The organism is Devosia honganensis, from assembly GCF_042648785.1.
GTDB classification, from domain to species: domain Bacteria; phylum Pseudomonadota; class Alphaproteobacteria; order Rhizobiales; family Devosiaceae; genus Devosia; species Devosia honganensis.
Genome location: NZ_JBHRYD010000007.1, coordinates 1 through 22,203, shown reverse-complemented (window position 1 = coordinate 22,203; position 22,203 = coordinate 1). Strand labels below are relative to the sequence as shown.

Annotated in this window: 18 protein-coding genes; 11 read left to right on the top strand and 7 right to left on the bottom strand. The window is 67.3% G+C overall.

Translation table 11 applies throughout. From position 1 onward, the window contains the following. Positions 1–27: 27 nt before the first annotated feature. The 3 genes from ACFOOL_RS09030 to ACFOOL_RS09020 form a co-directional block, all read right to left on the bottom strand. Positions 28–840, bottom strand: a complete 813-nt coding sequence (locus tag ACFOOL_RS09030; RefSeq protein ID WP_380096636.1) for a carbohydrate ABC transporter permease — start codon at positions 838–840, stop codon at positions 28–30. Continuing rightward, complete coding sequence (locus tag ACFOOL_RS09025; protein WP_380096635.1) at positions 830–1,744, bottom strand: carbohydrate ABC transporter permease; 915 nt, start codon at positions 1,742–1,744, stop codon at positions 830–832. The genes ACFOOL_RS09030 and ACFOOL_RS09025 overlap by 11 nt, the downstream gene beginning before the upstream one ends. Positions 1,745–1,843: 99 nt before the next feature. Further along, a complete protein-coding gene (locus ACFOOL_RS09020; protein WP_380096634.1) occupies positions 1,844–3,112 on the bottom strand; it encodes an ABC transporter substrate-binding protein in 1,269 nt (422 codons plus the stop codon). Positions 3,113–3,459: 347 nt separating this feature from the next. On the opposite strand from ACFOOL_RS09020, the gene ACFOOL_RS09015 reads away from it, so the two are divergent. From ACFOOL_RS09015 to panC, 7 genes are all read left to right on the top strand, one after another. Further along, the gene (locus tag ACFOOL_RS09015; RefSeq protein WP_380096633.1) at positions 3,460–4,653 is read left to right on the top strand and encodes an ROK family transcriptional regulator; all 1,194 of its coding nucleotides are present in this window, start codon (positions 3,460–3,462) and stop codon (positions 4,651–4,653) included. A 25-nt stretch (positions 4,654–4,678) separates the two neighbouring features. Beyond that, positions 4,679–6,175 carry a M81 family metallopeptidase gene (locus ACFOOL_RS09010; RefSeq protein WP_380096632.1) on the top strand — a complete coding sequence of 499 codons (1,497 nt, stop codon included), beginning with the start codon at positions 4,679–4,681 and terminating at the stop codon, positions 6,173–6,175. Between the two features lie 36 nt (positions 6,176–6,211). Beyond that, on the top strand, positions 6,212–7,576 hold the full coding sequence (locus ACFOOL_RS09005; RefSeq protein WP_380096631.1) for a Xaa-Pro aminopeptidase: 1,365 nt from the start codon (positions 6,212–6,214) through the stop codon (positions 7,574–7,576). Positions 7,577–7,595: 19 nt separating this feature from the next. Beyond that, positions 7,596–8,672, top strand: a complete 1,077-nt coding sequence (locus tag ACFOOL_RS09000) for an ABC transporter ATP-binding protein (protein ID WP_380096630.1) — start codon at positions 7,596–7,598, stop codon at positions 8,670–8,672. Between the two features lie 110 nt (positions 8,673–8,782). Next, positions 8,783–9,601, top strand: a complete 819-nt coding sequence (gene panB, locus ACFOOL_RS08995; RefSeq protein WP_380096629.1) for a 3-methyl-2-oxobutanoate hydroxymethyltransferase — start codon at positions 8,783–8,785, stop codon at positions 9,599–9,601. Positions 9,602–9,603: 2 nt separating this feature from the next. Beyond that, positions 9,604–10,812: a bifunctional phosphopantothenoylcysteine decarboxylase/phosphopantothenate--cysteine ligase CoaBC gene (gene coaBC / locus ACFOOL_RS08990; RefSeq protein WP_380096628.1), complete on the top strand. Its 1,209-nt coding sequence runs from the start codon at positions 9,604–9,606 to the stop codon at positions 10,810–10,812. Continuing rightward, on the top strand, positions 10,809–11,651 hold the full coding sequence (panC, locus tag ACFOOL_RS08985) for a pantoate--beta-alanine ligase (RefSeq protein WP_380096627.1): 843 nt from the start codon (positions 10,809–10,811) through the stop codon (positions 11,649–11,651). The genes coaBC and panC overlap by 4 nt, the downstream gene beginning before the upstream one ends. A gap of 80 nt (positions 11,652–11,731) precedes the next feature. On the opposite strand, the gene ACFOOL_RS08980 is transcribed toward panC, so the two are convergent. The 4 genes from ACFOOL_RS08980 to ACFOOL_RS08965 form a co-directional block, all read right to left on the bottom strand. Continuing rightward, entirely contained in the window at positions 11,732–12,109 is a 378-nt protein-coding gene (locus tag ACFOOL_RS08980; protein WP_380096626.1) for a YciI family protein, read from the bottom strand. 83 nt (positions 12,110–12,192) lie between these two features. Continuing rightward, entirely contained in the window at positions 12,193–13,011 is an 819-nt protein-coding gene (locus tag ACFOOL_RS08975; protein WP_380096625.1) for an EamA family transporter, read from the bottom strand. 442 nt (positions 13,012–13,453) lie between these two features. Then, the gene (gene leuB, locus ACFOOL_RS08970) at positions 13,454–14,554 is read right to left on the bottom strand and encodes a 3-isopropylmalate dehydrogenase (RefSeq protein ID WP_380096624.1); all 1,101 of its coding nucleotides are present in this window, start codon (positions 14,552–14,554) and stop codon (positions 13,454–13,456) included. A 557-nt stretch (positions 14,555–15,111) separates the two neighbouring features. Continuing rightward, a complete protein-coding gene (locus ACFOOL_RS08965; RefSeq protein WP_380096623.1) occupies positions 15,112–16,338 on the bottom strand; it encodes an FAD-dependent monooxygenase in 1,227 nt (408 codons plus the stop codon). A gap of 282 nt (positions 16,339–16,620) precedes the next feature. Here ACFOOL_RS08965 and ACFOOL_RS08960 point away from each other — a divergent pair, with 282 nt between their 5' ends. The 4 genes from ACFOOL_RS08960 to ACFOOL_RS08945 all read left to right on the top strand — a co-directional run bounded on the left by ACFOOL_RS08960 (position 16,621) and on the right by ACFOOL_RS08945 (position 21,962). Further along, a complete protein-coding gene (locus ACFOOL_RS08960; protein WP_380096622.1) occupies positions 16,621–16,959 on the top strand; it encodes a P-II family nitrogen regulator in 339 nt (112 codons plus the stop codon). An 85-nt stretch (positions 16,960–17,044) separates the two neighbouring features. Next, complete coding sequence (locus ACFOOL_RS08955) at positions 17,045–18,394, top strand: ammonium transporter (RefSeq protein ID WP_380096621.1); 1,350 nt, start codon at positions 17,045–17,047, stop codon at positions 18,392–18,394. A 136-nt stretch (positions 18,395–18,530) separates the two neighbouring features. Further along, a complete protein-coding gene (locus ACFOOL_RS08950; protein ID WP_380096620.1) occupies positions 18,531–21,206 on the top strand; it encodes an FtsK/SpoIIIE family DNA translocase in 2,676 nt (891 codons plus the stop codon). Positions 21,207–21,332: 126 nt separating this feature from the next. Further along, complete coding sequence (locus ACFOOL_RS08945) at positions 21,333–21,962, top strand: LolA family protein (RefSeq protein WP_380096619.1); 630 nt, start codon at positions 21,333–21,335, stop codon at positions 21,960–21,962. Positions 21,963–22,203 lie beyond the last annotated feature (241 nt).

The window sequence follows — 22,203 nt, the reverse complement described above, 5'->3', positions numbered from 1 at the left end:
ACCGCCAAAAACCGTTCGGCGTCCCGGTCATTTCGAGCTTCCACCCAGGACTCCGGCAACGAAGGCGCGCTGGAACAGCAAATAGGCCAGGAGAATCGGGCCGATGGTGATGATGGTGGCGGCCATGAGCGTCCCGTGCTGCACCTGAAACCCGCTGGTGAGCGCGTTGAGGGCGACGGTCACCGGCCGGGCGCTGTCATTATTGGTCAACGTCATGGCGAACAGCAGGTCGTTCCAGATGGCGCGGCTCTGGATGACGTTGAGGGCGGCCAGCCCCGATCCCGAGGCAGGCAGCAGCACCTTGAAGAAATACTGGCCGTGGCCGCATCCGTCGAGCAGCGCCGCCTCGAACATGGAGCGAGGCACCGAGGCGAAGAAATTACGCAGGAAAAACGTGCAGATCGGCACGCCATAGGCGACATGAACCAGCCACATGCCCGGAATGCTGTTGTAGAGCCCCAGATTGCGCATGAGCGAAAACAGCGGGATCTGCACGATCTGATAGGGCACCAGCATGCCGGTGAGCAGGAACATGTAGATCACGAAGCCGACCCGGCCCCGGATCTGCGCCAGCGGATAGGCGGCTATGGCGCCCACCAGCACCGAAAGCGCCACGCCCGGAACGGTGATCATCAGGCTGTTGGCGAAGGTCGCCCCCAGCCGGCGCCAGGCTTCCGCGTAATTGTCGAAAGTGGGCGCGGCGGGCAGCGAAAGCACGTCGAGCACCTCGGCCGGCGTCTTCAGAGAGGTGTTGATCGCCACCAGGATGGGCACCGCCATCAGGAGGCCGATCAGCAGGGCCAGCCCGTGCCGCAAATACGAAGCGCGATCACTGGTCATTGGAAGCCTCCTCGACCCGGCGGGCCATATAGACGATGAACGGCAGGATCACCGCAGCCGAGACGAACAGCATGCATACCGCGATCGCGCTCGCCTCGCCCATTTTCAGCCGGCCGAAAGCCACGTCGAACATCTGCGTCGCCAGCACGTCGGAAGCATAGGCGGGACCGCCGGCGGTCATCGCCCAGACGATGTCGAACAGGCGCATGGCATCGACGCTCGACATGCCCAGGGCAACGGCGGTCGAGGGCCAGAGAAGGGGAAAAGTCACCTTGGTGAAGGTCTGCCAGGAGCTGGCGCCGTCGATACGCGCCGCCTCCAGGCATTCGCGCGGCAGGTTCTGCAGGCCGGCGAAAAAGACGATGAAGGAAAAGCCGACCGACCACCAGGCGGCCGAGACCATCAGTGAATAGGTGACGATGGCCGGATCGCCGATCCAGTTCTGCGCCAGAAAGCCCAAGCCGATTTCATCGAGAACGCGCGTGATCAGCCCGGCGCTGGGCTCGTAGAGCCAGCGCCAGATGGCGGCCACGGCCACGGGCGGCAGCGTATAGGGCAGGAAGTAGACGAATTTGGCGAGCCCCCGTCCGAACAGCAAGGAATTGGCCAGCAGCGCCAGCGCCAGGCCCAGCCCGGTCGGGGCCAGCACGTAGAACACCAGCCAGCGCAAATTGTTGAGGAGCGAATGGTGAAAGCGGCCATCGCGCAGCAGCGCCATGAAATTACCCAGCCCGACATCGACGCGCCGGGGCGAAAGCCCGTCCCAGCGCTGGAACGCCAAAACGAAGGTCTCCAGTACCGGATAGATGTAGAACAGGCAGAACAGCCCCACCGGCAGGGCCAGGAAGAGCGCATAGACCAGTGCCGAGCCTTTTTGCCAAGGTGCCGCGGTATTGTTCGCCATTCGGTCGCTCCAATAGACAGGAGCCGGCTTCGGAGCCGGCGAGCTGGCGGTCGCCCGAAGGGGCGGCCGCCGATGGACCCACGCGGGAGGCCGTGGGTCTTACCAGGTCACGAACAGGTTCTGGTCCTTTGCCTCGAGACGCAGATTCTCCAGCGTCGAGACGACCGATTCCATGATCTGGTCGGATGGGTCGGCGGCGAAGCGCTCGATCTGGACGCCCAGTTCGGAGCCGAGCTCGGTCGGCAGCAGGAAGAAGAGATTGGGCAGCACCGCCCCGTTCGCTTCCGCCGTCATCATGGTCTGATAGGTCTTCTCGCCGATCTCGTCATAAATGTCGGTAGGGGTTTCCAGATTGGCGGCGACCGAACCCTTGTGCCGGTTGAAGGCGGCCTGCCCCGCAGGGCTGGCGGCGGCCCGCAGCAGTGCATCGGCGGCGGCGTTGGAAACCTCGGTGCCGTTGGGGGTAGCGATGGCGTCCACCTGGATGACGACCGCACCGCCCACGCCCGGCGCGGGGAAGAAGTCGTAATCCTCGCCCGGCGTCAGGCCGACATCCTTGAAGTAGCCCGAGGCCCAATCGCCCATCTGGTAGAAGACTGCCCGGCCGGCGACGACGTCATCGGCGCCCTGCGGCCAGCTCTTGCCCGACCAGTTGTCGATATAGTGGTTGGCGTAGCTGTCGCGGAAATTGGCCAAAGCCGCGCGGAACCCGTCGCTGTCGAAGGACATGTCGCCCGAGCCGAGTTCGAAATAGCCCTCCGGCCCGATGGCCGCGATCAGGGGCACGTAAAAATTGTAAAGGCTCCAGAACGGCCCGCCTGCATTGGCCAGGCACCCCTTGCCGGCTGCCTCGATCGCTTCGCAGGCGGCCTGCAATTCCTCGAACGTGGTGGGCAAGGCAATGCCGAGTTCGTCCACCAGCGCCTTGTTGTAGAAGATGTTGCTGATCGAATGCATGTTCAGCGGCACCGCATAGGGGACGCCGTCCACCTTCATTACCCGCTGCAGGCCGACGGGAAAGATCCGGTCGCCGCCGAATTCATCCCAGAGTGCAGAAATGTCGCGCAGCTGCTCGGCATCGGCGAAGGTCTTGAGCTCGTAACCCATGGAGCTCTGATAGGCGGCCGGCGGCGTCCCGCCCAGCAGCGCCGTCTGCAATTGCCGGCGCAGCTCGATGGCGTTGCCGGGGAAGTCCTGCCCGACGATGGGCGTTTGCGGGGACTGTTCATTGGCAACGGCCAGCAAAGCCTCGACGGCCGCGAGCTCGGCGCCGCCGCCCCAATAGTGCCAGACCTGGCTGGCGTCCTGGGCGTGGGCGCTCGAGACCATCAGCCCCGACAACGCCAGCGCAACTCCGAATTTCCTCATCGATAAATCTCCCTTGACTTGGGATCATTTTTTTCTGATCCTAGGAAAAAATATAGCTATGCACTTCGAAAAAAGTCAATACACCAAAGGGCAGAGGGCCGGACAACCAAGAATACACAGTGTATATGGCGCTTGTGAAATTCAGATGGCCCGCATTTCTATAGGAAAACAATACATTCCCATCGCCTGCGACCTCACTTTCCTTGTATATTTAATATATTTTCTGAACGAGCGCAGTAAATTAATATGGGTACTAGAAACCGATCTTGATCTTCGTAAGATTATGCCTGTTACAGTTCACATGAAAAACCCTAGCCTGGCCATATTAATGCGATCATCGGATTAAAATGATAAGAGACAGCAGGGGCGTCGCCGGCTCGCATTCGTCAGTGCTGAGGCGGGCCAATTCCATCGAGATTTTTCACGCCATCCGGCTGCATAGCGGGATTTCCCAGCGCGAGATCGGCGACCGCACCGGCATCGACAAGTCCACGATCTCGGCGATCATCAAGCAGTTCGACGATCTCGGCCTGCTCCGCCGCGAGCCGGGCGAGGTCCGCAAGGGGCGCGGCCGCCCCTCCGAAGGCTTCGTGCTCAACAGCGATGCCGGCCTGATGCTCGGCATCGACATCGATCCGGAGCGGCTGGTGGTGATGTCTGCCGGCCTCGACGGCGAGCCCCTGCATGTCAGCGAGCATTCCCCCATCCGCAGCGAGGCGGATTTCGGCGACGGCGTGGCCGGCGCCGTGGCGGCGCATCTCGCGGCGGCGGGCCATTCGCTCGAGCAGGTCCGCAGCGTCGGGGCCTGCCTTCCGGGCCTGGTCGATCGCAGTGGCAGGCTGATCTCCTCATCCAACTTCCGCTGGGGGTCGCTCGACGTTGCCGGGGAATTGTCCACCCGGCTGGGCCAGCCCGTCTGGGTCGACAATGACGCGCGGGGTGCCGGGCTTGCCGAAAGGCTCTTCGGCTGCTGCGTCGACGTCTATGATTACGTGTTCATCGATTCCCATTCCGGCGTCGGCGGCGCGCTCTATCTGGAAGGCGCGATCTATGCCGGATCGCTGGGCATCGCCGGCGAGATCGGGCACACCAAGATCGTACCGCATGGGCGCATCTGCCAATGCGGCGATGGCGGGTGTCTCTCGGCCTATATCTCCGGCCCCGCGCTACGCGACAGCTTCCGTGGCTCGGGGCTGGTCGCCGGATCCTTCGTGGAAATGAAGGCCATGGCGGATGAAGGCGTCGAGGGAGCCCTGGGCGTGCTGGACGAGGCCGGCGAGATACTGGGCCTCGCCCTGTCCAATTTCATCAATCTGCTCAACCCGCCCAATATCGTCATCGGGGGAGGGCTCGCCGTGCTGGCGCCGCATCTGATGCCGCCGGCCGAACGCGTGCTGCGGCGCCACGCCCTGCCCGAAGCGCTCGAGCATTGCACCATTCTCATTTCGGAATTGTCCCAGAAACCGCATTCGCGCGGGCCGCTGGCCGTCGCGCTGCAGGGGCTTTCCCAACTCAATGGCGACGGGCCCTTCCCGTGGTGAACGCCTCTATTCCAGGAACATCCTCATGACCAGTTTGAGAATCGCCATCGTCGGCCTGTCCGTGGAGTGCCTGATCGGCTCGCCGCTCAAGACCGAGCAGGCGGACATGCAGATCTATCGCGGCCAGCAAATGGTCGAGGGCGATCTGTGGATGATCCGGGGCATATTGCAGCGGCTGGACGAGGAGGCCGGCATACAGCCCGTGCCCCTGATGTGGTCCACCGCGTTGCCGGGCGGCTCGCTGACGGCGGACAACTACGCCGCGCTGCGCCGGGAAACCATCGACCTGCTGCGGCAATACGGCCCGTTCGATGGCGTCGTCGTCGCCAATCACGGCGCGCTCGAAGTAGACGGCCTCGACATCCATCCGGACGCGGATTTCCTCGAAGCGGTGCGCGAGGCGGTGGGCCCAGAAATCCCGCTGGCCGCCTCGCTCGACCTGCACGGCCATATGAGCCAGCGTTTCCTCGAACTGGCGACCGTCATCAGTGCCCTGCGCACCGCGCCCCATCGCGACGACCGGGAGACGGGCTACCGCGCCGCCGACCAGTTGCTGCGCGTGTTGCGCGAGGGGCTCGCCCCCCGCACCGTCGCGGTACGGATTCCGATCCTCATCGCCGGGGAAGCCGCCGTCACCACCACCGAGCCGGGGGCCGGCCTCTATGCGAGCCTGCCCGATTACGACGCCCGCGAGGGGATCATGGAAGCCAATATCCTCGTCGGCTTCGCCTTCAACGACGTGCCCTGGGGCGGCATGACCGCCATCGTCACCAGCGACGGCGATTCGGCGCTGGCGGAACGCGGCGCCCGGGACCTGGCCCGGGATATCTGGGCAAGGCGGCATGATTTCGTCCTGCGCATGGAGACCGCGACGGTGACCGATGGCCTGCAGCGGGCCGCCGCGGCGACCGAGGGGCCGGTCTTCGTCAGCGATTCGGGCGACAACACCACCGCCGGCGCCCCCGGCGACCAGACGGGCGTGCTGCAGGCCCTGCTCGCGCTTTCCGATCCGCCTCATGCCGTAGTGGCCGGCATCACCGCGCCAGAACTGGTGCAGGCGGCGCTGGCGGCCGGCACCGGCGCGCACATCGAGGTGACGCTGGGCCAGGAGCACATCAGCCGGCCCGGCACGAAAAAAACCGTAACCGGCGTGATCGTCGGGGGCGGAGAGGAATTGCGGCTGTCCGGCTTCCAGCCCTATCGCAGCGTCGAGGCGGCCTGGGTCGCCATCCGCTTCGGCACCGTCGTCGCCACCTTCCACGCCCGCCCCATCGGCATCACCACGCCCGAGCATTTCGACTCCATGGGCCTGGACAGGTCCGCCTTCACGGTATTCGTGCTAAAGCTGGGCTATCTGCATCCTCGCCTCGAGGATGTGGCCCGGCGTCACATCCTGCTGCTGAGCGAAGGCACGGTATCGCTCGACCTCGAAAACAGGGACTGGCGCCATGTCACCCGGCCTGCCCTGCCCGCAGATCCCGACTTCCCCTGGACGCCGGAGGCCTCGAGCTATGCCGGCTGATCCTCTCCCTCGTCTCTCTTTTGAAAAAGGTTCGATATGACTGTAGTCCTCAAAGACATCACCGTTCCCCAGTTCGGTGTGCCCGAGGCGCGGCCTGTGGTGCCTGCCGCCACCTATGAAGCGCGCGTGACGGCCCTGACCGAGCGCGCCGGCAGCGATTGGGTGGTCGTTTATGCCGACAGGGAGCATCTGGCCAATATCGCCTTCCTCACCGGCTTCGAGCCGCGTTTCGAGGAAGCGCTGCTGCTGCTCGGCCGCAAGGGCGAGCGCCTTATTCTCACCGGCAATGAAAGCATCGATTACGTGCCGGTTTCCCGCCTGCCGCAGACGCGCGGCGTGCTGACCCAGTGTTTCAGCCTCATGGGGCAGGATCGCAGCAGGGCGGCGGATCTGAGCGCCGTGCTGCGCGAGTGCGGCGTCGCCGCCGGGCAGTCGGTGGCCCTCGCCGGTTGGAAATATCTCGACAGCAATGAATGGAGCGGCAGCGCCCCCAGCTTCTTCGTGCCTTCCTTCGTCGTGGACAGCCTGCGCGCCGCGATCGGGGACAATGGCACGATCTCCGATGCGACGCCGATCCTGATGAACCCGGTGGACGGGTTGCGCGCCATCGTCGATGCCGACGAGATCGCCCAGCTCGAATGGGGTTCGGCCCGCAGCTCGGCCGCCGTCTGGCGCATCATGCAGGGCACCAAGCCCGGCATGAGCGAATTCGAAGCCGCGGCGCTGATGGGCTATGCCGGCGAGCCGCTCAATTGCCACGTGATGATGTCCGCTGCCGCCGCCCCCGACATGGTCATCGGCCTGCGCAGCCCGTCGGCCCGCCGGATCGGCGAGGGCGAGGGCGTCACCACCGCCGTCGGTTATTGGGGCGGCCTGTCGTGCCGTGCCGGGCTGATGACCGACCGGGACGAGGCCTTCCTCAAAAAGGCGAGCACCTATTTCGACGGCTTGCGGACCTGGTACGAGACCGCCGATATCGGCGTCTCCGGCAAGACGCTGTTCGGCGCCGTCGCGGCGGCGCTGGCGCCCGCCGGACTGCGGCCCGCGCTCAATCCGGGCCACCTCATCAGCCACGACGAATGGATGAACACGCCGGTCCGCCCGGACTCCGACGAGGTCATCAGATCGGGCATGGCGTTCCAGGTCGATATCATTCCCGCTCCCATGGGCGGCGGCGAAGCGCTCAATTGCGAGGATGGCGTCGTCATCGCCGACGAGGCGCTGCGGGCCGAAATCGCCCGCAAGCACCCCGAGGTCTATGCCCGCATGCAGGCCCGCCGGGATTTCATGCGCGACGTGATCGGCGTGCCGCTCAAGGACTGCATCCTGCCGCTGTCCTCGACGCCGCTCTGCTACGCGCCGTTCTGGGCCGAGCCCGGCAAGCTGCTCGCCGTCGCCTGATCGAAACCGGAGAAACGCCATGGCGAAGGTTCATATCGATGCCGTCCGCAAGTTCTTCGGCGATGTCGAAGTTCTCAAGAATATCGACATCGCCATCGAGGACGGGGAGTTCCTCGTCCTCGTGGGGCCTTCGGGCTGCGGAAAATCCACGCTGCTGCGCTCGATTGCCGGGCTCGAAGGCATTTCCGGCGGCCGCATCCGCATCGGCGACGAGGACGTGACCGACCGTCCGCCCAAGGGGCGGGACGTCGCCATGGTGTTTCAGAACTACGCGCTCTATCCGCATATGACGGTGGCGCGGAACATGGGCTTCTCGCTCGAACTCAAGCGTGCTTCGCGCGCCGAGCGGGAGGCCGCCGTCCGCAAGGCCGCCGAAATCCTCGGCCTCACCGACCTGCTCGGGCGCTATCCGCGCCAGCTCTCGGGCGGCCAGCGCCAGCGCGTCGCCATGGGCCGCGCCATCGTGCGCGATCCCAAGGTGTTCCTGTTCGACGAGCCCCTGTCCAATCTCGACGCCAAGCTGCGCGTCACCATGCGCTCCGAGATCAAGCAACTGCATCGGCGACTGGGCAGCACCATCGTCTATGTGACGCACGACCAGGTCGAGGCCATGACCATGGCCGACCGCATCGCCGTCATGCATGGCGGCGTGCTGGAGCAGCTCGGAACGCCCCAGGAGCTTTATGAAAGGCCGGCCAACCGTTTCGTCGCCACCTTCATCGGCTCTCCCGCCATGAACCTGATCGGCGGCGAGGTGGTGGCCGAAGCGGACCGGACACGGTTCCGGACCGGTGCAGGGACCCTGCCCCTGCCGCCCGAGGCGGCCGCCCATGCCGGCCGGCCGCTCGAACTGGGCGTCCGTCCCGAAGATTTCGTCCTCGCCGATACGGGGCTGGCCGGCACCGTGGTGCAGATCGACCCCATGGGCGCCGAGCAGCATCTGTTCATCGATATCGGCGGCTCGCAAATCGTCGTCATCGACCGGATACGTCTCGACAGCGTGGTCGGACAGCAGGTCACCATTGGCCTGGGTGGCCGGGCGCCGCATTTTTTCGATCCCGCGAGCGGGCAGCGGCTGGCCGAACCCCGGTCCTGACGGGCCGGCCTTCCCCATGGCACCAATGAAGGGGTGGCATCGGCCGGTGCTTTGCCCTATCTCCACCGCGAGCCGGACAACTCGGATCCGGCCGGGTTGGAGGACGTGCCATGTCAGCCCAGATTCCCGGCAAGCGCCGGACCACGCGCGACATCGCCCTGATGCGCCAGCAGGGCGAAGCCATCGCCATGCTGACCGCCTATGACGCCGTGACCGCGGCGCTGGTCGAGATGGCCGGGGTGGACATGATCCTGGTGGGCGACAGCCTGGGCAATGTCGTTTTAGGATATGACACCACCCTGCCGGTGACGCTGGACGACATGATCCGCCACGCCGCGGCGGTGAAACGCGGCTCCGGCCGGGCCCTGATCGTCTGCGACATGCCCTTCGGCTCGGTGACCGATCCCGACGCGACCCTGCGCAACGCCATGCGTATCCTCAAGGAAACCGGGGTCGAGGCGGTCAAGCTCGAAGGAGGCCTCGCCATGGCACCGACCGTGGAGCGGCTCACCGCCCATGGCATCGCGGTCATGGCCCATATCGGGCTGACGCCGCAGGCGGTGCACCAGATGGGCGGCTATTACATGCATGGCAAGGACGACGCCTCGGCGGCGCGGCTGCGCGAGGAAGCAAAGGCATTGGAGGCAGCCGGCGCCTTCGCCATCGTGCTGGAATGCGTCGAGCCGGCGCTGGCGGCCGAAATCACCCGCTCGCTGTCCATTCCCACCATCGGCATCGGCTCGGGCAAGGATTGCGCCGGCCAGGTGCTGGTGGTCAACGATCTCATCGGGCTCAACACCAGCAAGCCGCCGGCCTTTGCCAGGCCCCGGGCCGACGTCGCCGCCATCATCCGCCAGGCGGTGGGCGACTATGTCGCCGAGACCAAGGCAGCGCGCCAGCCCATCACACTGCCGCGCCGGGCCGAGTGAAAATGGCCAATATCCTCATCGCCATATCGGGCTCGATCTCGGCCTACAAGATCGCCGACCTGGTGTCCGAACTGGGCAAGGCCGGGCACCAGGCGCAATGCATCCTGACCGCCAGCGCCGGCCAGTTCGTCAGCCCGCTGGTGCTGGAGACGCTGAGCGGCCGCCCGGCGCTCTCGGCGCTGTTCGGCCCGGGGGTCTCGGGCACGGAGCATATCGAGCTGGCGCGCTGGGCGGACCTCATGGTCTTCGCCCCGGCCAGCGCCAACATGCTGGCGCGGCTGGCGCTGGGCCTGGCCGACGACCTACCTTCCACCGTGGCGCTGGCGACCACCGCACCACTGCTCATCGCGCCAGCGATGAATACGGTGATGTGGGAAAAACCCATTGTGCAGCAGCACCTTGCAACGCTGCTGGAGCGCGGCGCGCAGCTGGTGCCGCCCGCCTCGGGGCTGCTGGCCTGCGGCGAAGTGGGCATGGGCAGGCTGGCGCCGGTCCCGGCGCTGGCGGCAGCGATCGAAGCGGCGCTCATGCCGGCAAGCGCCGACCTGGCGGGCCGCCGCATCCTCATCACCGCCGGCCCGACCACCACCCCCATCGACGCCGTGCGCTATATCACCAACCACTCGACCGGCCGCATGGGCGCGGCCATGGCCGAGGAAGCGCTGCGGCGCGGCGCGGTGGTGGACTATGTGCTGGGCCTCGACAAGGGCGTGGTCCGCCCCGTCGCCCCGCGCGGCGCCGAGGAGCGCCTGCATCTCGTCGAGGTGCGGACCGCCGAGGAGATGGCGGCGGCGGCGCTCGAAAAACTGCCGCTGGCACAAGGGGTTGTGGCCACGGCGGCGGTGATGGATTACGCCGTGGCGGCTCCCGTCGCGGGCAAGCTCAAGCGCAGCACCGAAGCCGCGACGCTCGACCTGGTGCCCTCCGCCGATGTCCTGGCCACCCTGCGCGATGCGGCGACGGACCAGTGGTTCCTGGGCTTTGCGGCGGAAACCGACGAGGTCGAGGCCCATGGGCGCGGCAAGCTCGAGGCCAAGAAACTGGACTATCTGTTCGCCAACCAGGTGGCCCGGCTCGGGGCCGGGGGCGCGACCGGCTTTGCCGTCAAGACCAATGCCGGCGTGCTGCTCTCGGCGCGGGGCGACCGGCACGAACTGGCGCTGGGCAGCAAGCAGGATATCGCCCGCCAGATCTGGAACCTCATCGCATGACATTGATTTTGCGGGATAAATCCTCTCTTCGCGCCTGGCGCGCGGCGCTGCCCCCCGGACGGCGGCTGGGCTTCGTGCCGACCATGGGAGCGCTCCATGCCGGCCATATGAGCCTCGTGGAAGAGGCAGGGCGGCACAGCGACACGGTGATCGCTTCCATCTTCGTCAACCCGCTGCAATTCGGCCCCAACGAGGATCTCGAGCGCTACCCCCGCCCCATCGAGGCGGATGTGGACAAGCTCGAACAGGCCGGCGTGGCGGCGCTGTTCCTGCCATCGGTCGCGGAAATGTATCCCGAAGGCGCCTCGACTTTCGTAGAAGAATCAATGGTTTCGCTGCCTTTGTGCGGCGAGGGGCGGCCGGGGCATTTCCGGGGCGTGGCCACGGTGGTGCTCAAGCTGTTCAACCTCGTCGCGCCACATCTGGCGGTGTTCGGGCAGAAGGACGCCCAGCAATGCGCGGTGATCGAGCGCATGGTGCGCGATCTCGACCTGCCGGTGGAGATCCGGCGCGCCCCCATCGTGCGCGAGGCGGACGGGCTGGCCCTCAGCTCGCGCAACGCCTATCTCGCGCCGGCCGATCGCGCCGCCGCTCCCCTTATCCATCAAGGGCTTAAGGCGGTGGAGGCGGCCTATCGGGCCGGGGAGCACGACGCCGGCAGGCTCGCGGCGGTCGGCCTGGCCGTGCTGGCGAAATCCGAGCGGATCGTGCCGGACTATTTCGAGGTGCGCGACCCCGAAAGCCTCGGGGCCATCACCACGGTGGGCGGACGCGGGGCGCTGGTGGCGGTCGCCGCCCGGCTGGGCACGACGCGGCTGATCGACAATCTCGTCCTTTAGCGCCCCGCTTTAGCGACCCCGGCGCCAATGTCAGCACATCGTTAGCAAAAGGGGCTGCACGAAGGCGCGCGCGCTGCACGTCAGGCCGGCTTCAGCCGGTTGTCGCCGAAATAGCGCAGGGGTCGGATTTCGTAAGCGCCGCTGCCGGGATTGGCCGCCGCCAGCTTGTGCGCAAAATCGAGCGCCTCGTCCATGGAAGCGCAATCGGCCACGTAAAAACCGAGGAACTGCTCCTTGGTTTCGGCGAAGGGCCCGTCCAGCACCACCGGATCGCCGCCGGTCTTGCGCAGGGTCATGGCCTCGTCGGTGTTCCACAGGCGCACCACCGGGCCCAGCCGGCCTTCCGCGCTCATCCCGGCCTGAACCTCGCCCAGCCGCGCCATGCAGGCCTCGTCCTCCTCCAAGGTCCAGGCGGCGACCTCCTTTTCGTCATTATAGCACAAAATGGCATAGAGCATGGATATCTCCTCCGAAGCGAGGCGGGGACTATGAAGCGCGCCCGGGCCGATGCCAAGACGGATCGGCGCGGAACCGGCGGCGGTCACGCCACCGGCGGCCCGCTGCTGCGGGCGATGGTGAGGGTCGCGCCGATGGAGGCGGCGATGATGGCGGCAATGCCCGCGACATGGAAGGCGGCGAGGGTTTCATGCAGGATGAGCAGGCCCGAAAGCGCCGCGAAAGCGGGCTGGCCGCTCATCAATATGCCGAACAGCCGCGCCGGAACATGGGGCAGCGCCACCATGTCGAGCGCATAGGGAATGGCGCTCGAGAGCAGCGCCACGGCGAGGCCCAGCGGCAGGATGGCGGGATCGAGGAGGGCGGTCCCGGCCCCGGCAAGCCCGAACGGCAGGGCCAGCAGCGCCGCCATGCCCACCCCCAGCGCCGCGATATGCGGCCCCCCGCCGGTGCCGGCGCGCTGGCCGAAGACGATATAGCCGGCCCAGCAGGCCCCGGCGCACAGCGCCAGCACCACGCCGAGCGGCGAGATGGCGCCCTCCGCCGGCCCCCAGGGCAGCAGCAGCGCAAAGCCCCCCAACGCCAGGACGATCCAGAGCACGTCCAGGGGCCGCCGCGCCCCGAACAGGGCCACGGCCAGCGGGCCGGTGAATTCCAGCGCCACGGCGATGCCGAGCGGGATATGCTCGAGCGCCGCGTAAAAGAACAGGTTCATCGCCCCCATGGCGCCGCCATAGAGCAGCACGGCGCGCCACTGGCCCCGGTCCAGACGATACCGCCAGGGGCGGAACACCGCCATCAGCACCAGCGCCGCCAGCACCAGCCGCAGGGCGGTGGCGCCGTTGGCCCCCACCAGCGGAAACAGCATCTTGGCAAAGCTCGCCCCGGTCTGGGTGGCGGCCATGCCCAGAGTAATGAGAAAAACGGGAAGGAAAACGGATGGGGGCCGCACCGGAGGGGCTTTCAGCGAATGGATGGCGGGTCTTTAGCGCATTTCGGCGGGGGTGGGGAGGGGCGGCGGCGTTGCACCGGCCGGGGGGATCGGCTGGCCTGGATTGGTTTCACATCCGCACCGCCTCGGGCTGGCTCTCCCACCGGGTCATTCCCGCGCATGCGGGAATCTCCGTTTCCTTTTCTGCAATTGAACAGGGATTCCCGCATGCGCGGGAATGACATCGTGGAGGTGAAGGGTTCGCCGGTTCCCCTTGCGGGCGGCCGGCGTTGCGCCCGCCCGGGGGGGCCGGCTGGCCTGAATTGGCTTCACATCCGCACCGGCTCGGGCTGGCTCTCCCACCGGGTCATTCCCGCGCATGCGGGAATGACACAGTGGACGTGGAGGGCTCGTCTCAGGCCTTGAGCCTGGCGAGGATGGCGGCGCCCATTTCCTCGGTGCCGACGGTCTTGCGGTTGTCCTGGGCGATGTCGCCGGTGCGCAGGCCGTCGGCGAGGACGGCGGCGATGGCGGCTTCGACCCTGTCGGCCAGCTCGAGCAGGTTGAACGAATAGCGCAGCGCCATGGCGAAGGAAGCGATCATGGCGATGGGATTGGCGATGCCCTGGCCGGCGATGTCGGGGGCCGAGCCGTGCACCGGCTCGTAAAACGCCTTGCGCTTGCCGGTGGCCGGATCGGGCGCGCCGAGCGAGGCGGAGGGCAGCATGCCCAGCGAGCCGGTGAGCATGGCCGCGACGTCCGAGAGAATGTCGCCGAACAGATTGTCGGTGACCATGACGTCGAACTGCTTGGGGGTGCGCACCAACTGCATGGCGGCGTTGTCGGCCAGGATGTGGTGCAGCTCGACATCGGGATAGTCGGCGGCCACGCCCTTGACCACCTCGTCCCAGAGCACGCCGGACTTCATGACGTTCTTCTTGTCGGCCGAATGCACCAGCCCGCGGCGGGTGCGGGCGAGGTCGAAGGCGACGCGGGCGATGCGGTCGATCTCGTAGCTCTCATAGACCTGGGTATCGATGGCGCGCTTCTGGCCGTTGCCCAGATCGGTGATGGTCTTGGGCTCGCCGAAATAGACCCCGCCGGTCAATTCGCGCACGATGAGGATGTCGAGCCCCTCCACCAGCTCGCGCTTGAGCGAGGAGGCCTCGGCCAGCGCCGGATAGCAGATGGCGGGCCGCAGATTGGCGAAGACGGCGAGCTCCTTGCGCAGGCGCAGCAAGGCCGCCTCGGGACGCTGCTCATAGGGCACGTCGTCCCATTTGGGGCCGCCCACCGCCCCGAAGATCACCGCATCGGCCGCCTTGGCCTTCTCCACGTCCTCGTCGGTGATGGCCACGCCATGGGCGTCATAGGCGCTGCCGCCGGCCAGCCCCCGATCGGTGGAGAAATCGGTCAGCCCTTCCGCATTGGTCCAGGCGACGAGTTTTTCCACCTCGAGCATGATCTCGGTGCCGATGCCGTCGCCGGGCAGAAGGAAAAGGGAATGGGTGGCCATGTGGGAAAACACTCCTCGCCGTACTGGTGGGTACACCTGAAGGCACATAACGGGTTTGGGCGGCGCTGCGCAAGCACGGCAATGCCGGATTCGTCCGCTCCGCGGCGAAAGGAGAGGAAAAGGGGGCGGGGCCGCTTGCACCGGCTCATTCCGGCGCAGGCGCTCCTTTCCCCTCAAGGGGAGGGGAACTGCATATGAGCCTGATGAAGCAATGGTCGCTGTTGCGTTCCCCTCCCCCCTGAGGGGAGGAAGTGTTCATTTCGGACTGCTGGCACAATTTATCCCCCACACGGGGCTGCCCTCGGGCGTGACCCGAGGGCCTCTGTCCACGTGCAGGAAATCCGGGTTTCGGGACGCCCAGGCCGGCCCTCGGGTCGAGCCCGAGGGCAGCACAGCGTTGGTGTGGACAACAACGATCGAACCAGAAGCGTCCAAAGTAAACACTCCCCCTCAAGGGGGAGGGTTGGGGAGGGGGTGAGTTTAGCGGAGCACCGAAGGACCCCCACCCCCGACCCCTCCCCTCAAGGGGGAGGGGAGCAAGAAAGCGCTGATCCGCTCTAGATCGGCAGGCCGCTCAGCAGGCGGGGGCCGTGGCCGTCGAAGCCGGAGGCGGTGCGGATCAGGGCGGATTTGATCGGGCCGGAGCGGTCCACGAGGCCGAGGCCGAAATCGCGCAGGGCTCTGATCGGGGCGATGTCGTTGGAGAACAGCCGGTTCATCCCGTCGGTGACCATGGCCATGGAGGCGGTGTCGAACCGGCGCCAGGCCTGGTAGCGCCGGAGGGTGTCGGCGGCGCCGTGGTCGAGCCCCAGCCGCATGGCCTCCACCACCACTTCGGCCAAAGCCGCCACGTCCTTGAGGCCCAGATTGAGCCCCTGCCCGGCGATGGGATGGATGACATGGGCCGCATCCCCCACCAGCGCCAGCCGGGGGCCGATGAAGCTGCGGGCCAGTTGCAGGCGCAGCGGAAAGCTCATCAGCTCGTCCTCCACCGTGACGGCGCCGAGCGAGGAGCCCATGACCGCCTCGATCTCGCCGGCGAGCTGTTCGGCGCCCATGGCGAGAAAGCGCGGCGCGTCCGCATCGGCCTCGGTCCAGACGAGGGACGAGCGATTGCCCGGCAGCGGCAGGCTGGCAAAGGGGCCGGCGGGGCGGAAATGCTCATAGGCCACCCCTTCATGGGCCAGCTCGTGCCCGATGGTGGCGACCAGCCCGGTCTGGCGATAGTCATGGCCGATGGTGCCGATGCCGGCGCGCTGGCGCAGCCCGGAGCGGGCGCCATCGGCGGCGACGACGAGCGGCGCCGCCAGCACCACGCCATCGGCCAGGGTGAGACGCGCCCGCGCCCCCTCCCCGCTCCAGGCGGCGATTTCCGCCGGCGCCACCACGGTGATGGCCCCTTCGGCGGCGGCGAGCAGGGCCGCGCCGCTGGCCTGGTTGGGCACCATATGGGCGAAGGGCTCGCTCGGAGCCACGTCGCCGTCGAATTGCAGGAAGACGGGACGGGCCAGATCCGCCCGGCCCGAATCGGTGATGCGCATCGCGGTGATCGGCTGCGCCCGGCCGGCCATCTCGTCCCAGACGCCCAGCGCCTCGAACACGCGGCGCACGCCGGCGGCGATGGCCGAGGCGCGGTTGTCGCGCGGCACGCTGAGCCTGCGCCGGTCGACCAGTGCCACGGCGAGCTGGGGCGCCGAACGCACCAGCGCCAGCGCCAGCGTCAGCCCCACCGGGCCGGCGCCAACGATGATCACGTCATATCTCTGCTCGCCTGGCCCGGTCATGCGTCGCTCCTGTCGTCCGGCCCATTTTCGGCCGATGGCGGCGCCGAGGCAAGGGCGCCGGACGCCGCAAGGCGGGCCATCGGTGCAATGCATAAAATTTGACCACAGGCCGACCCAGATGGCGATGAATTAGGCAAAACCTGACCATCCCGCGAACGCCGTCCGGCGGCGCCCTGCCAATCCCTTGAAAAACAAGTGGTTTTTCTCGCGCCCCGGTCTGGCACGGCGCTTGAGTCCTCTCCTGCATCCACAATGCGCCATCGCGGCGCCAAAGGGGGTCACATGAAACTCGTGGTTGCCATCATCAAGCCATCCCGGCTCGAGGAGGTCCGGCAGGCGCTCAATTCGCTCGACGTGCACGGCATGACCGTCACCGAGGTGAAGGGTTACGGGCGGCAGAAGGGCCATTCGGAAATCTATCGCGGCACCGAATATGCGGTGCATTTCCTGCCCAAGCTCAAGCTCGAGATCGCCCTCGACGACGAACTCGTCGACCAGGTCGCCACGGCCATCAGGGATGCTGCCCATACCGGGCGCATCGGCGACGGCAAGGTTTTCGTGCTCGAGCTTTTGGCCATCACCCGCATCCGCACCGGCGAGACCGGCCTTTCGGCGCTTTAGCCCATTGCTTGCGCATCGGACGCCCTGAAAACCGCGCGTGCGGTTTCCGGTCCGATGCTCCAGGCATCCCCAGGAGAAACACGAGATGAAGATCGCAACACTTCCAAGGAGCGCCGCGCTGGCCTTCCTGCTGCCCCTGCTGCCGGCCTTCGGCCAGGAAACCCCTCCCCTCGACATTGTCCTGCCCGGCGCCGGGCCGATCCCTGCCGCCATCGACAGCGGCGACACCGCCTGGATGCTGGTCTCCACCATCCTCGTCATCCTGATGACCATACCGGGGCTGGCCCTGTTCTATGGCGGGCTGGTCCGCGCCAAGAACATCCTCTCCGTCCTCACCCAGGTGTTCGCCGGGTTCTGCCTGATCGCCCTGCTCTGGGTCGCCTATGGTTATTCGCTGGCCTTTTCCGGCCCGGCGGCGGGGGGGCTGTCCGCCTTTATCGGGGATTTCTCCAATCTCTTCCTGGGCGCGGTCGGCCCCGACGCCATCGCCGGGAACCTGCCCGAGCTGGTCTTCGTCTGCTTCCAGCTCACCTTCGCCTGCATCACCGCCACCCTGGTGGTGGGGGGCATCGCCGAGCGGATGAAATTCGGCGCGGTGCTGGCTTTCCTCGCCATCTGGTTCACCTTCTCCTACCTGCCCATCGCCCATATGGTCTGGTCGGAGGCGGGGCTGCTGTTCACCATGGGCGCGCTCGACTTCGCCGGGGGCACGGTGGTGCACATCAATTCCGGCGTCGCGGCGCTGGTGGCCGCCATCGTGCTGGGGCCGCGCCTGGGCTATCTCAGGGAGCCGATCGCGCCGCACAACCTGGTCTTCGTCTTCGTCGGCGCCTGCCTGCTCTGGGTGGGCTGGTTCGGCTTCAATGCCGGCTCGGCCCTCGCCGCCGACGGCGCCGCCGCCCAGGCCTTCCTCAACACCATCACCGCCCCGGCCGCGGCGGCCCTGGCCTGGGCGCTGGCCGAGAGGATCGCCCGCGGCCACGCCTCGGCGCTGGGCGCCTTTTCCGGCGCCGTCGCGGGCCTCGTCGCCATCACCCCGGCCGCCGGCTTCTCCGGCACTATCGGGGCGATCGGGCTGGGCGCCATCGCCGGAATCGTCTGCCTGTGGGCGGTGGTGTCGCTGCGGCCCCTGCTCGGCTATGACGACAGCCTCGACGTCTTCGGCATCCACGGCGTAGGCGGCATCGTGGGCGCGCTGGGCACCGCCATCGTCGCCCATCCTGCGCTGGGCGGCTTCGGGGAGGCGGGCTACGCCCTCGATGCGCAACTGCTGATCCAGCTACTGGCGGTGCTGGTGGCGATCCTGTGGTCGGGCGTGGTGGCCTTCATCGCCATGATGATCGTCAAGGCGCTGTTCGGCGGCGCCCGCATCGCCCCCGCGGGCGAGAGCGACGGGCTCGATCTCACCACCCATGGCGAGCGCGCCTATAACTGACCGCGCCGGTGGCGGGCGGCCGCGCGCCGGCCGCCACCTGCCCCATGGTTAGCACCCGATTAACCACACCGGGCTAGCATGGCGGCACTTCGGCCCCGTCTGATGGTTTGCGGGCCGGCAACGAGTATGCGTATCCATGTCCAGCCATCCTGTTCCCGTGCTCGACGAAGTCCGTCCCGTGCCCAGCCGCGCCGGCCGCAGCCCGGGGCGCCGAGCCTCCGCGCCGGTTCCTCCGCCCGCCATCGCCATCCGCATCCCGCTGCGCCTCGCGGGCATGCTGCTGCTGGGCCTGTGCGCGGTGCTGCTGGTGTCGCTGGCCTCCTGGTCGGTGGACGACCCCTCGCTGTCGCTGGCCACGGAAAAATCCCCCGCCAACTGGCTGGGCTATCCCGGCGCGGTCATCGCCGACCTGGCGTTCCAGTTCCTCGGCCTCGCCGGCCTGGTCATGGCGGTGCCGCCGGTGCTGTGGGGCTGGGCGATGGCGCGCCGCTTCCGGGTGAGCCGCACCGGGCTGCGGCTGCTGTGCTGGCTCGGCGCCACCGTGCTGTTCGCCGGCGTCTTCGCCTTCATCGCCATGCCGGCAAGCTGGCCGCTGCCGACCGGGCTGGGCGGGCTGGCGGGCATGCTGTTCGCCAATCTCGCCGCCCTCATCGCCGGGGACGACCCGCAGCCGGTCACCTCGACGCTGTTCGCCATCATCCTGGCCGCGCCCGCGCTGGCGCTGCTCTGGATCGCCATGGGCCTGGGCACCGCCGTGCCGGCCGGCCCGCCAAAAACCGCCGCCGGCCGCCGGGAGGCCGCGGGCGGGGAGCCGGCGGACGAGCGCGAGCCCAATCCGCTCGTCGAGGTGGCGCTGGGGGCGCTGGTGCATGCCGGCTATTCCCTGCGCACCGCCTTCCGCCGGGCCCGCGCCGACTATCTGGCACGCCGGGAAGCCGAGCACGAGGAGCGCTTCGCCGAACCCAGCCTCGACGGCGCTCCCACCCATGAGAGCGCCGCGCCGCCGATGGCGCCGCAGCGGCGCATCCATGTGCCGGTCGAGCCGTCCTTCGCCCCGGCGCCGCGCGGCGTGGAGGAGGCCGGCTATGACGACACCGCCATCGACTATCCCGACGAGGACGACGACATCCCCTTCACCCCGGACGTGCGCCAGCCCCCCCGCACCCAGCGCGGCGATTCGCGCTTCCATCCGGTCGACCATGCCGCGCCGCGGGTGACGGCGCCGGCGCCGCGCCCGGCCCCGGGCCAGCGCGTCTTCCGCGAGGCGCAGGGCTCGCTGCTGGACGAGCCGGCGGGGTTCGAGCTGCCCGAGCTGAGCCTGCTCTCCGAGCCGCGCCGCACCGGCCCCTCGCCCGAGCACGCGCCCGAAAGGCTGGAGGAAATGGCCCGCCAGCTCGAAGCGGTGCTGCAGGATTTCGGCGTCAAGGGCGACATCATCAATGTGCGTCCCGGACCGGTGGTGACGCTGTTCGAGCTCGAGCCCGCCCCGGGCATCAAATCGAGCCGCGTCATCTCGCTGGCCGACGACATCGCCCGCTCGATGAGCGCCATCTCGGCCCGCGTGGCGGTGGTGCCGGGCCGCAACGCCATCGGCATCGAACTGCCCAACAAGAGCCGCGAGACCGTCTATTTCCGCGAAATGCTGGCCTCGTCCGACTTCGAGAAGATGAAGGGCAAGCTGCCCATCTGCCTAGGCAAGACCATTGGCGGGGAGCCGGTCATCGCCGACCTGGCGCGCATGCCGCATCTGCTGATCGCCGGCACCACCGGCTCGGGCAAGTCGGTGGGCATCAACACCTTCATCCTCTCGCTGCTCTACCAGATGACGCCCGAGCAGTGCCGCATGATCATGATCGACCCCAAAATGCTGGAACTGTCGATCTATGACGGCATCCCGCACCTGCTGACCCCGGTGGTCACCGATCCGCAAAAGGCGGTGGTGGCGCTCAAATGGGCGGTCCGGGAGATGGAGGACCGCTATCGCAAGATGAGCAAGATCGGCGTGCGCAATATCGACGGCTTCAACCAGCGCGTCACCGAGGCCGCCGCCGAGGGCAAGACCATCACCCGCACGGTGCAGACCGGCTTTGACCGCGAAACCGGCGAGGCGATCTTCGAGAGCGAGGAATTCGATCTCGAGCCCTTGCCCTATATCGTCATCATCGTCGATGAGATGGCCGACCTGATGATGGTGGCCGGCAAGGATATCGAGGGGGCCATCCAGCGCCTGGCGCAGATGGCGCGGGCGGCCGGCATCCACATGGTCACCGCCACCCAGCGGCCCTCGGTCGACGTCATCACCGGCACCATAAAGGCCAATTTCCCCACCCGCATTTCCTTCATGGTGACCTCCAAGATCGACAGCCGCACCATTCTGGGCGAGCAGGGGGCCGAGCAGCTGCTGGGCAATGGCGACATGCTCTACATGGCCTCGGGCGGGCGCACCAAGCGGCTGCACGGCGCCTTCGTCTCCGACGCCGAGGTCGAGGCGGTGGTGACCCATCTCAAGAGCCAGGGTGCGCCCGACTATCTCGAATCGGTCACCGAGGAGGGCGATGAAGGCGGCGAGTTCGGCGCCGATGCCGGCGAGGGCTATGGCGGGGGCTCGGGCGACGAGCTCTACGACAAGGCGGTGCACATCGTGCTCACCGACAAGAAGGCCTCCACCTCCTATGTGCAGCGGCGCCTGGGCGTGGGCTACAACAAGGCGGCGACGCTGATCGAGCGCATGGAGGCCGAGGGCGTCATCAGCCCCGCCAACCATGCGGGCAAGCGCGAAATCCTCGTGGGGGACAATGCCGACGGCTATTGAGGCGTCCGGGGCCCTCCGGCCCCGGCTCGCGCAATGGTGAGGCCGGCCGGGACGGAACCTTCCAGCTCTTGCCGCAATTCCCGCCTAGGCTAGATTTAGGCCAGAAAGAAGCGAGGAACGCCGCCGATGATTCGCCGCCACGCATTGCTGCTCGGCCTTGCCGCCGCCCTGACGCCCGCCTTGCCGGCGCTGTCGCTCGACCGGGCGCTGACGCCGGAGGAGCAGCAGCTCATCGCCCAGATCAACGCCCACAACTCGGCCATCCGCTCCATGGTGGGGCGGTTCCTGCAGATCGACACCCAGGGCGGGCGCACCGAGGGCACGTTCTTCCTCGAGCGGCCCAACAAGATCGCCTTCCGCTACGCCCCGCCCAGCCGCGAGGAGATCGTCTCGATCGGCCGCGGCTTCTATGTGATCGACCGGCGCGAGGAGACCTATTACGCCTATCCGCAGGATTCCATTCCGCTGCGGCAGTTCCTCGGCGAGCAGATCGACCTGCTCAACGCCAATGTGCTCGACGTCACCACCAGCGACGGCTATCTCAGCATCACGGTGATCGACAATACCGTGGCCGGCACGGTGCAGGTCTCGCTGATCTTCGATACCGACACCAAGGACCTGGCGCAGTGGAGCCTCATCGAGCCCAATGGCTCGGAGCTGACCTTCTCGCTCTACGACGTCGAAAAGGACGTGCAGATTCCCTCGCACTTCTTCACCTTCCCCGCCACCTATAAGGGCAAGGACCCCGCCGCCTGATACAGGCACCCTCTGCGCGGGGAGAACCCTCTCCCACAGGACGGGGAGTGTTTACTTTGGACCTTCCTGGATTGATTTTTGTTGCCCACGCAAGCACTTCGCTGCCCTCGGGCTTGACCCGAGGGCCGGCCTGGGCGCCCCGAAACCCGGGTTTCCTGCACGTGGACAGAGGCCCTCGGGTCAAGCAACCGTGGATCAGCTTTGGAACGCTGGATCTTTTTTGGCGATTGCGTTGAGGATG

What these genes read in the sequence shown, in the direction of transcription:
- ACFOOL_RS08945 (WP_380096619.1), top strand. Translation starts at nt 21,333, where the DNA reads ATGATTCGCCGCCACGCATTGCTGCTCGGCCTTGCCGCCGCCCTGACG.
- ACFOOL_RS08950 (WP_380096620.1), top strand. Translation starts at nt 18,531, where the DNA reads ATGTCCAGCCATCCTGTTCCCGTGCTCGACGAAGTCCGTCCCGTGCCC.
- coaBC (WP_380096628.1), top strand. Translation starts at nt 9,604, where the DNA reads ATGGCCAATATCCTCATCGCCATATCGGGCTCGATCTCGGCCTACAAG.
- panB (WP_380096629.1), top strand. Translation starts at nt 8,783, where the DNA reads ATGTCAGCCCAGATTCCCGGCAAGCGCCGGACCACGCGCGACATCGCC.
- ACFOOL_RS09015 (WP_380096633.1), top strand. Translation starts at nt 3,460, where the DNA reads ATGATAAGAGACAGCAGGGGCGTCGCCGGCTCGCATTCGTCAGTGCTG.
- ACFOOL_RS09005 (WP_380096631.1), top strand. Translation starts at nt 6,212, where the DNA reads ATGACTGTAGTCCTCAAAGACATCACCGTTCCCCAGTTCGGTGTGCCC.
- ACFOOL_RS08955 (WP_380096621.1), top strand. Translation starts at nt 17,045, where the DNA reads ATGAAGATCGCAACACTTCCAAGGAGCGCCGCGCTGGCCTTCCTGCTG.
- ACFOOL_RS08960 (WP_380096622.1), top strand. Translation starts at nt 16,621, where the DNA reads ATGAAACTCGTGGTTGCCATCATCAAGCCATCCCGGCTCGAGGAGGTC.
- ACFOOL_RS08980 (WP_380096626.1), bottom strand. Translation starts at nt 12,109, where the DNA reads ATGCTCTATGCCATTTTGTGCTATAATGACGAAAAGGAGGTCGCCGCC.
- panC (WP_380096627.1), top strand. Translation starts at nt 10,809, where the DNA reads ATGACATTGATTTTGCGGGATAAATCCTCTCTTCGCGCCTGGCGCGCG.
- ACFOOL_RS09030 (WP_380096636.1), bottom strand. Translation starts at nt 840, where the DNA reads ATGACCAGTGATCGCGCTTCGTATTTGCGGCACGGGCTGGCCCTGCTG.
- ACFOOL_RS08965 (WP_380096623.1), bottom strand. Translation starts at nt 16,338, where the DNA reads ATGACCGGGCCAGGCGAGCAGAGATATGACGTGATCATCGTTGGCGCC.
- ACFOOL_RS09000 (WP_380096630.1), top strand. Translation starts at nt 7,596, where the DNA reads ATGGCGAAGGTTCATATCGATGCCGTCCGCAAGTTCTTCGGCGATGTC.
- ACFOOL_RS09025 (WP_380096635.1), bottom strand. Translation starts at nt 1,744, where the DNA reads ATGGCGAACAATACCGCGGCACCTTGGCAAAAAGGCTCGGCACTGGTC.
- ACFOOL_RS09010 (WP_380096632.1), top strand. Translation starts at nt 4,679, where the DNA reads ATGACCAGTTTGAGAATCGCCATCGTCGGCCTGTCCGTGGAGTGCCTG.
- ACFOOL_RS08975 (WP_380096625.1), bottom strand. Translation starts at nt 13,011, where the DNA reads ATGGCCGCCACCCAGACCGGGGCGAGCTTTGCCAAGATGCTGTTTCCG.
- leuB (WP_380096624.1), bottom strand. Translation starts at nt 14,554, where the DNA reads ATGGCCACCCATTCCCTTTTCCTTCTGCCCGGCGACGGCATCGGCACC.
- ACFOOL_RS09020 (WP_380096634.1), bottom strand. Translation starts at nt 3,112, where the DNA reads ATGAGGAAATTCGGAGTTGCGCTGGCGTTGTCGGGGCTGATGGTCTCG.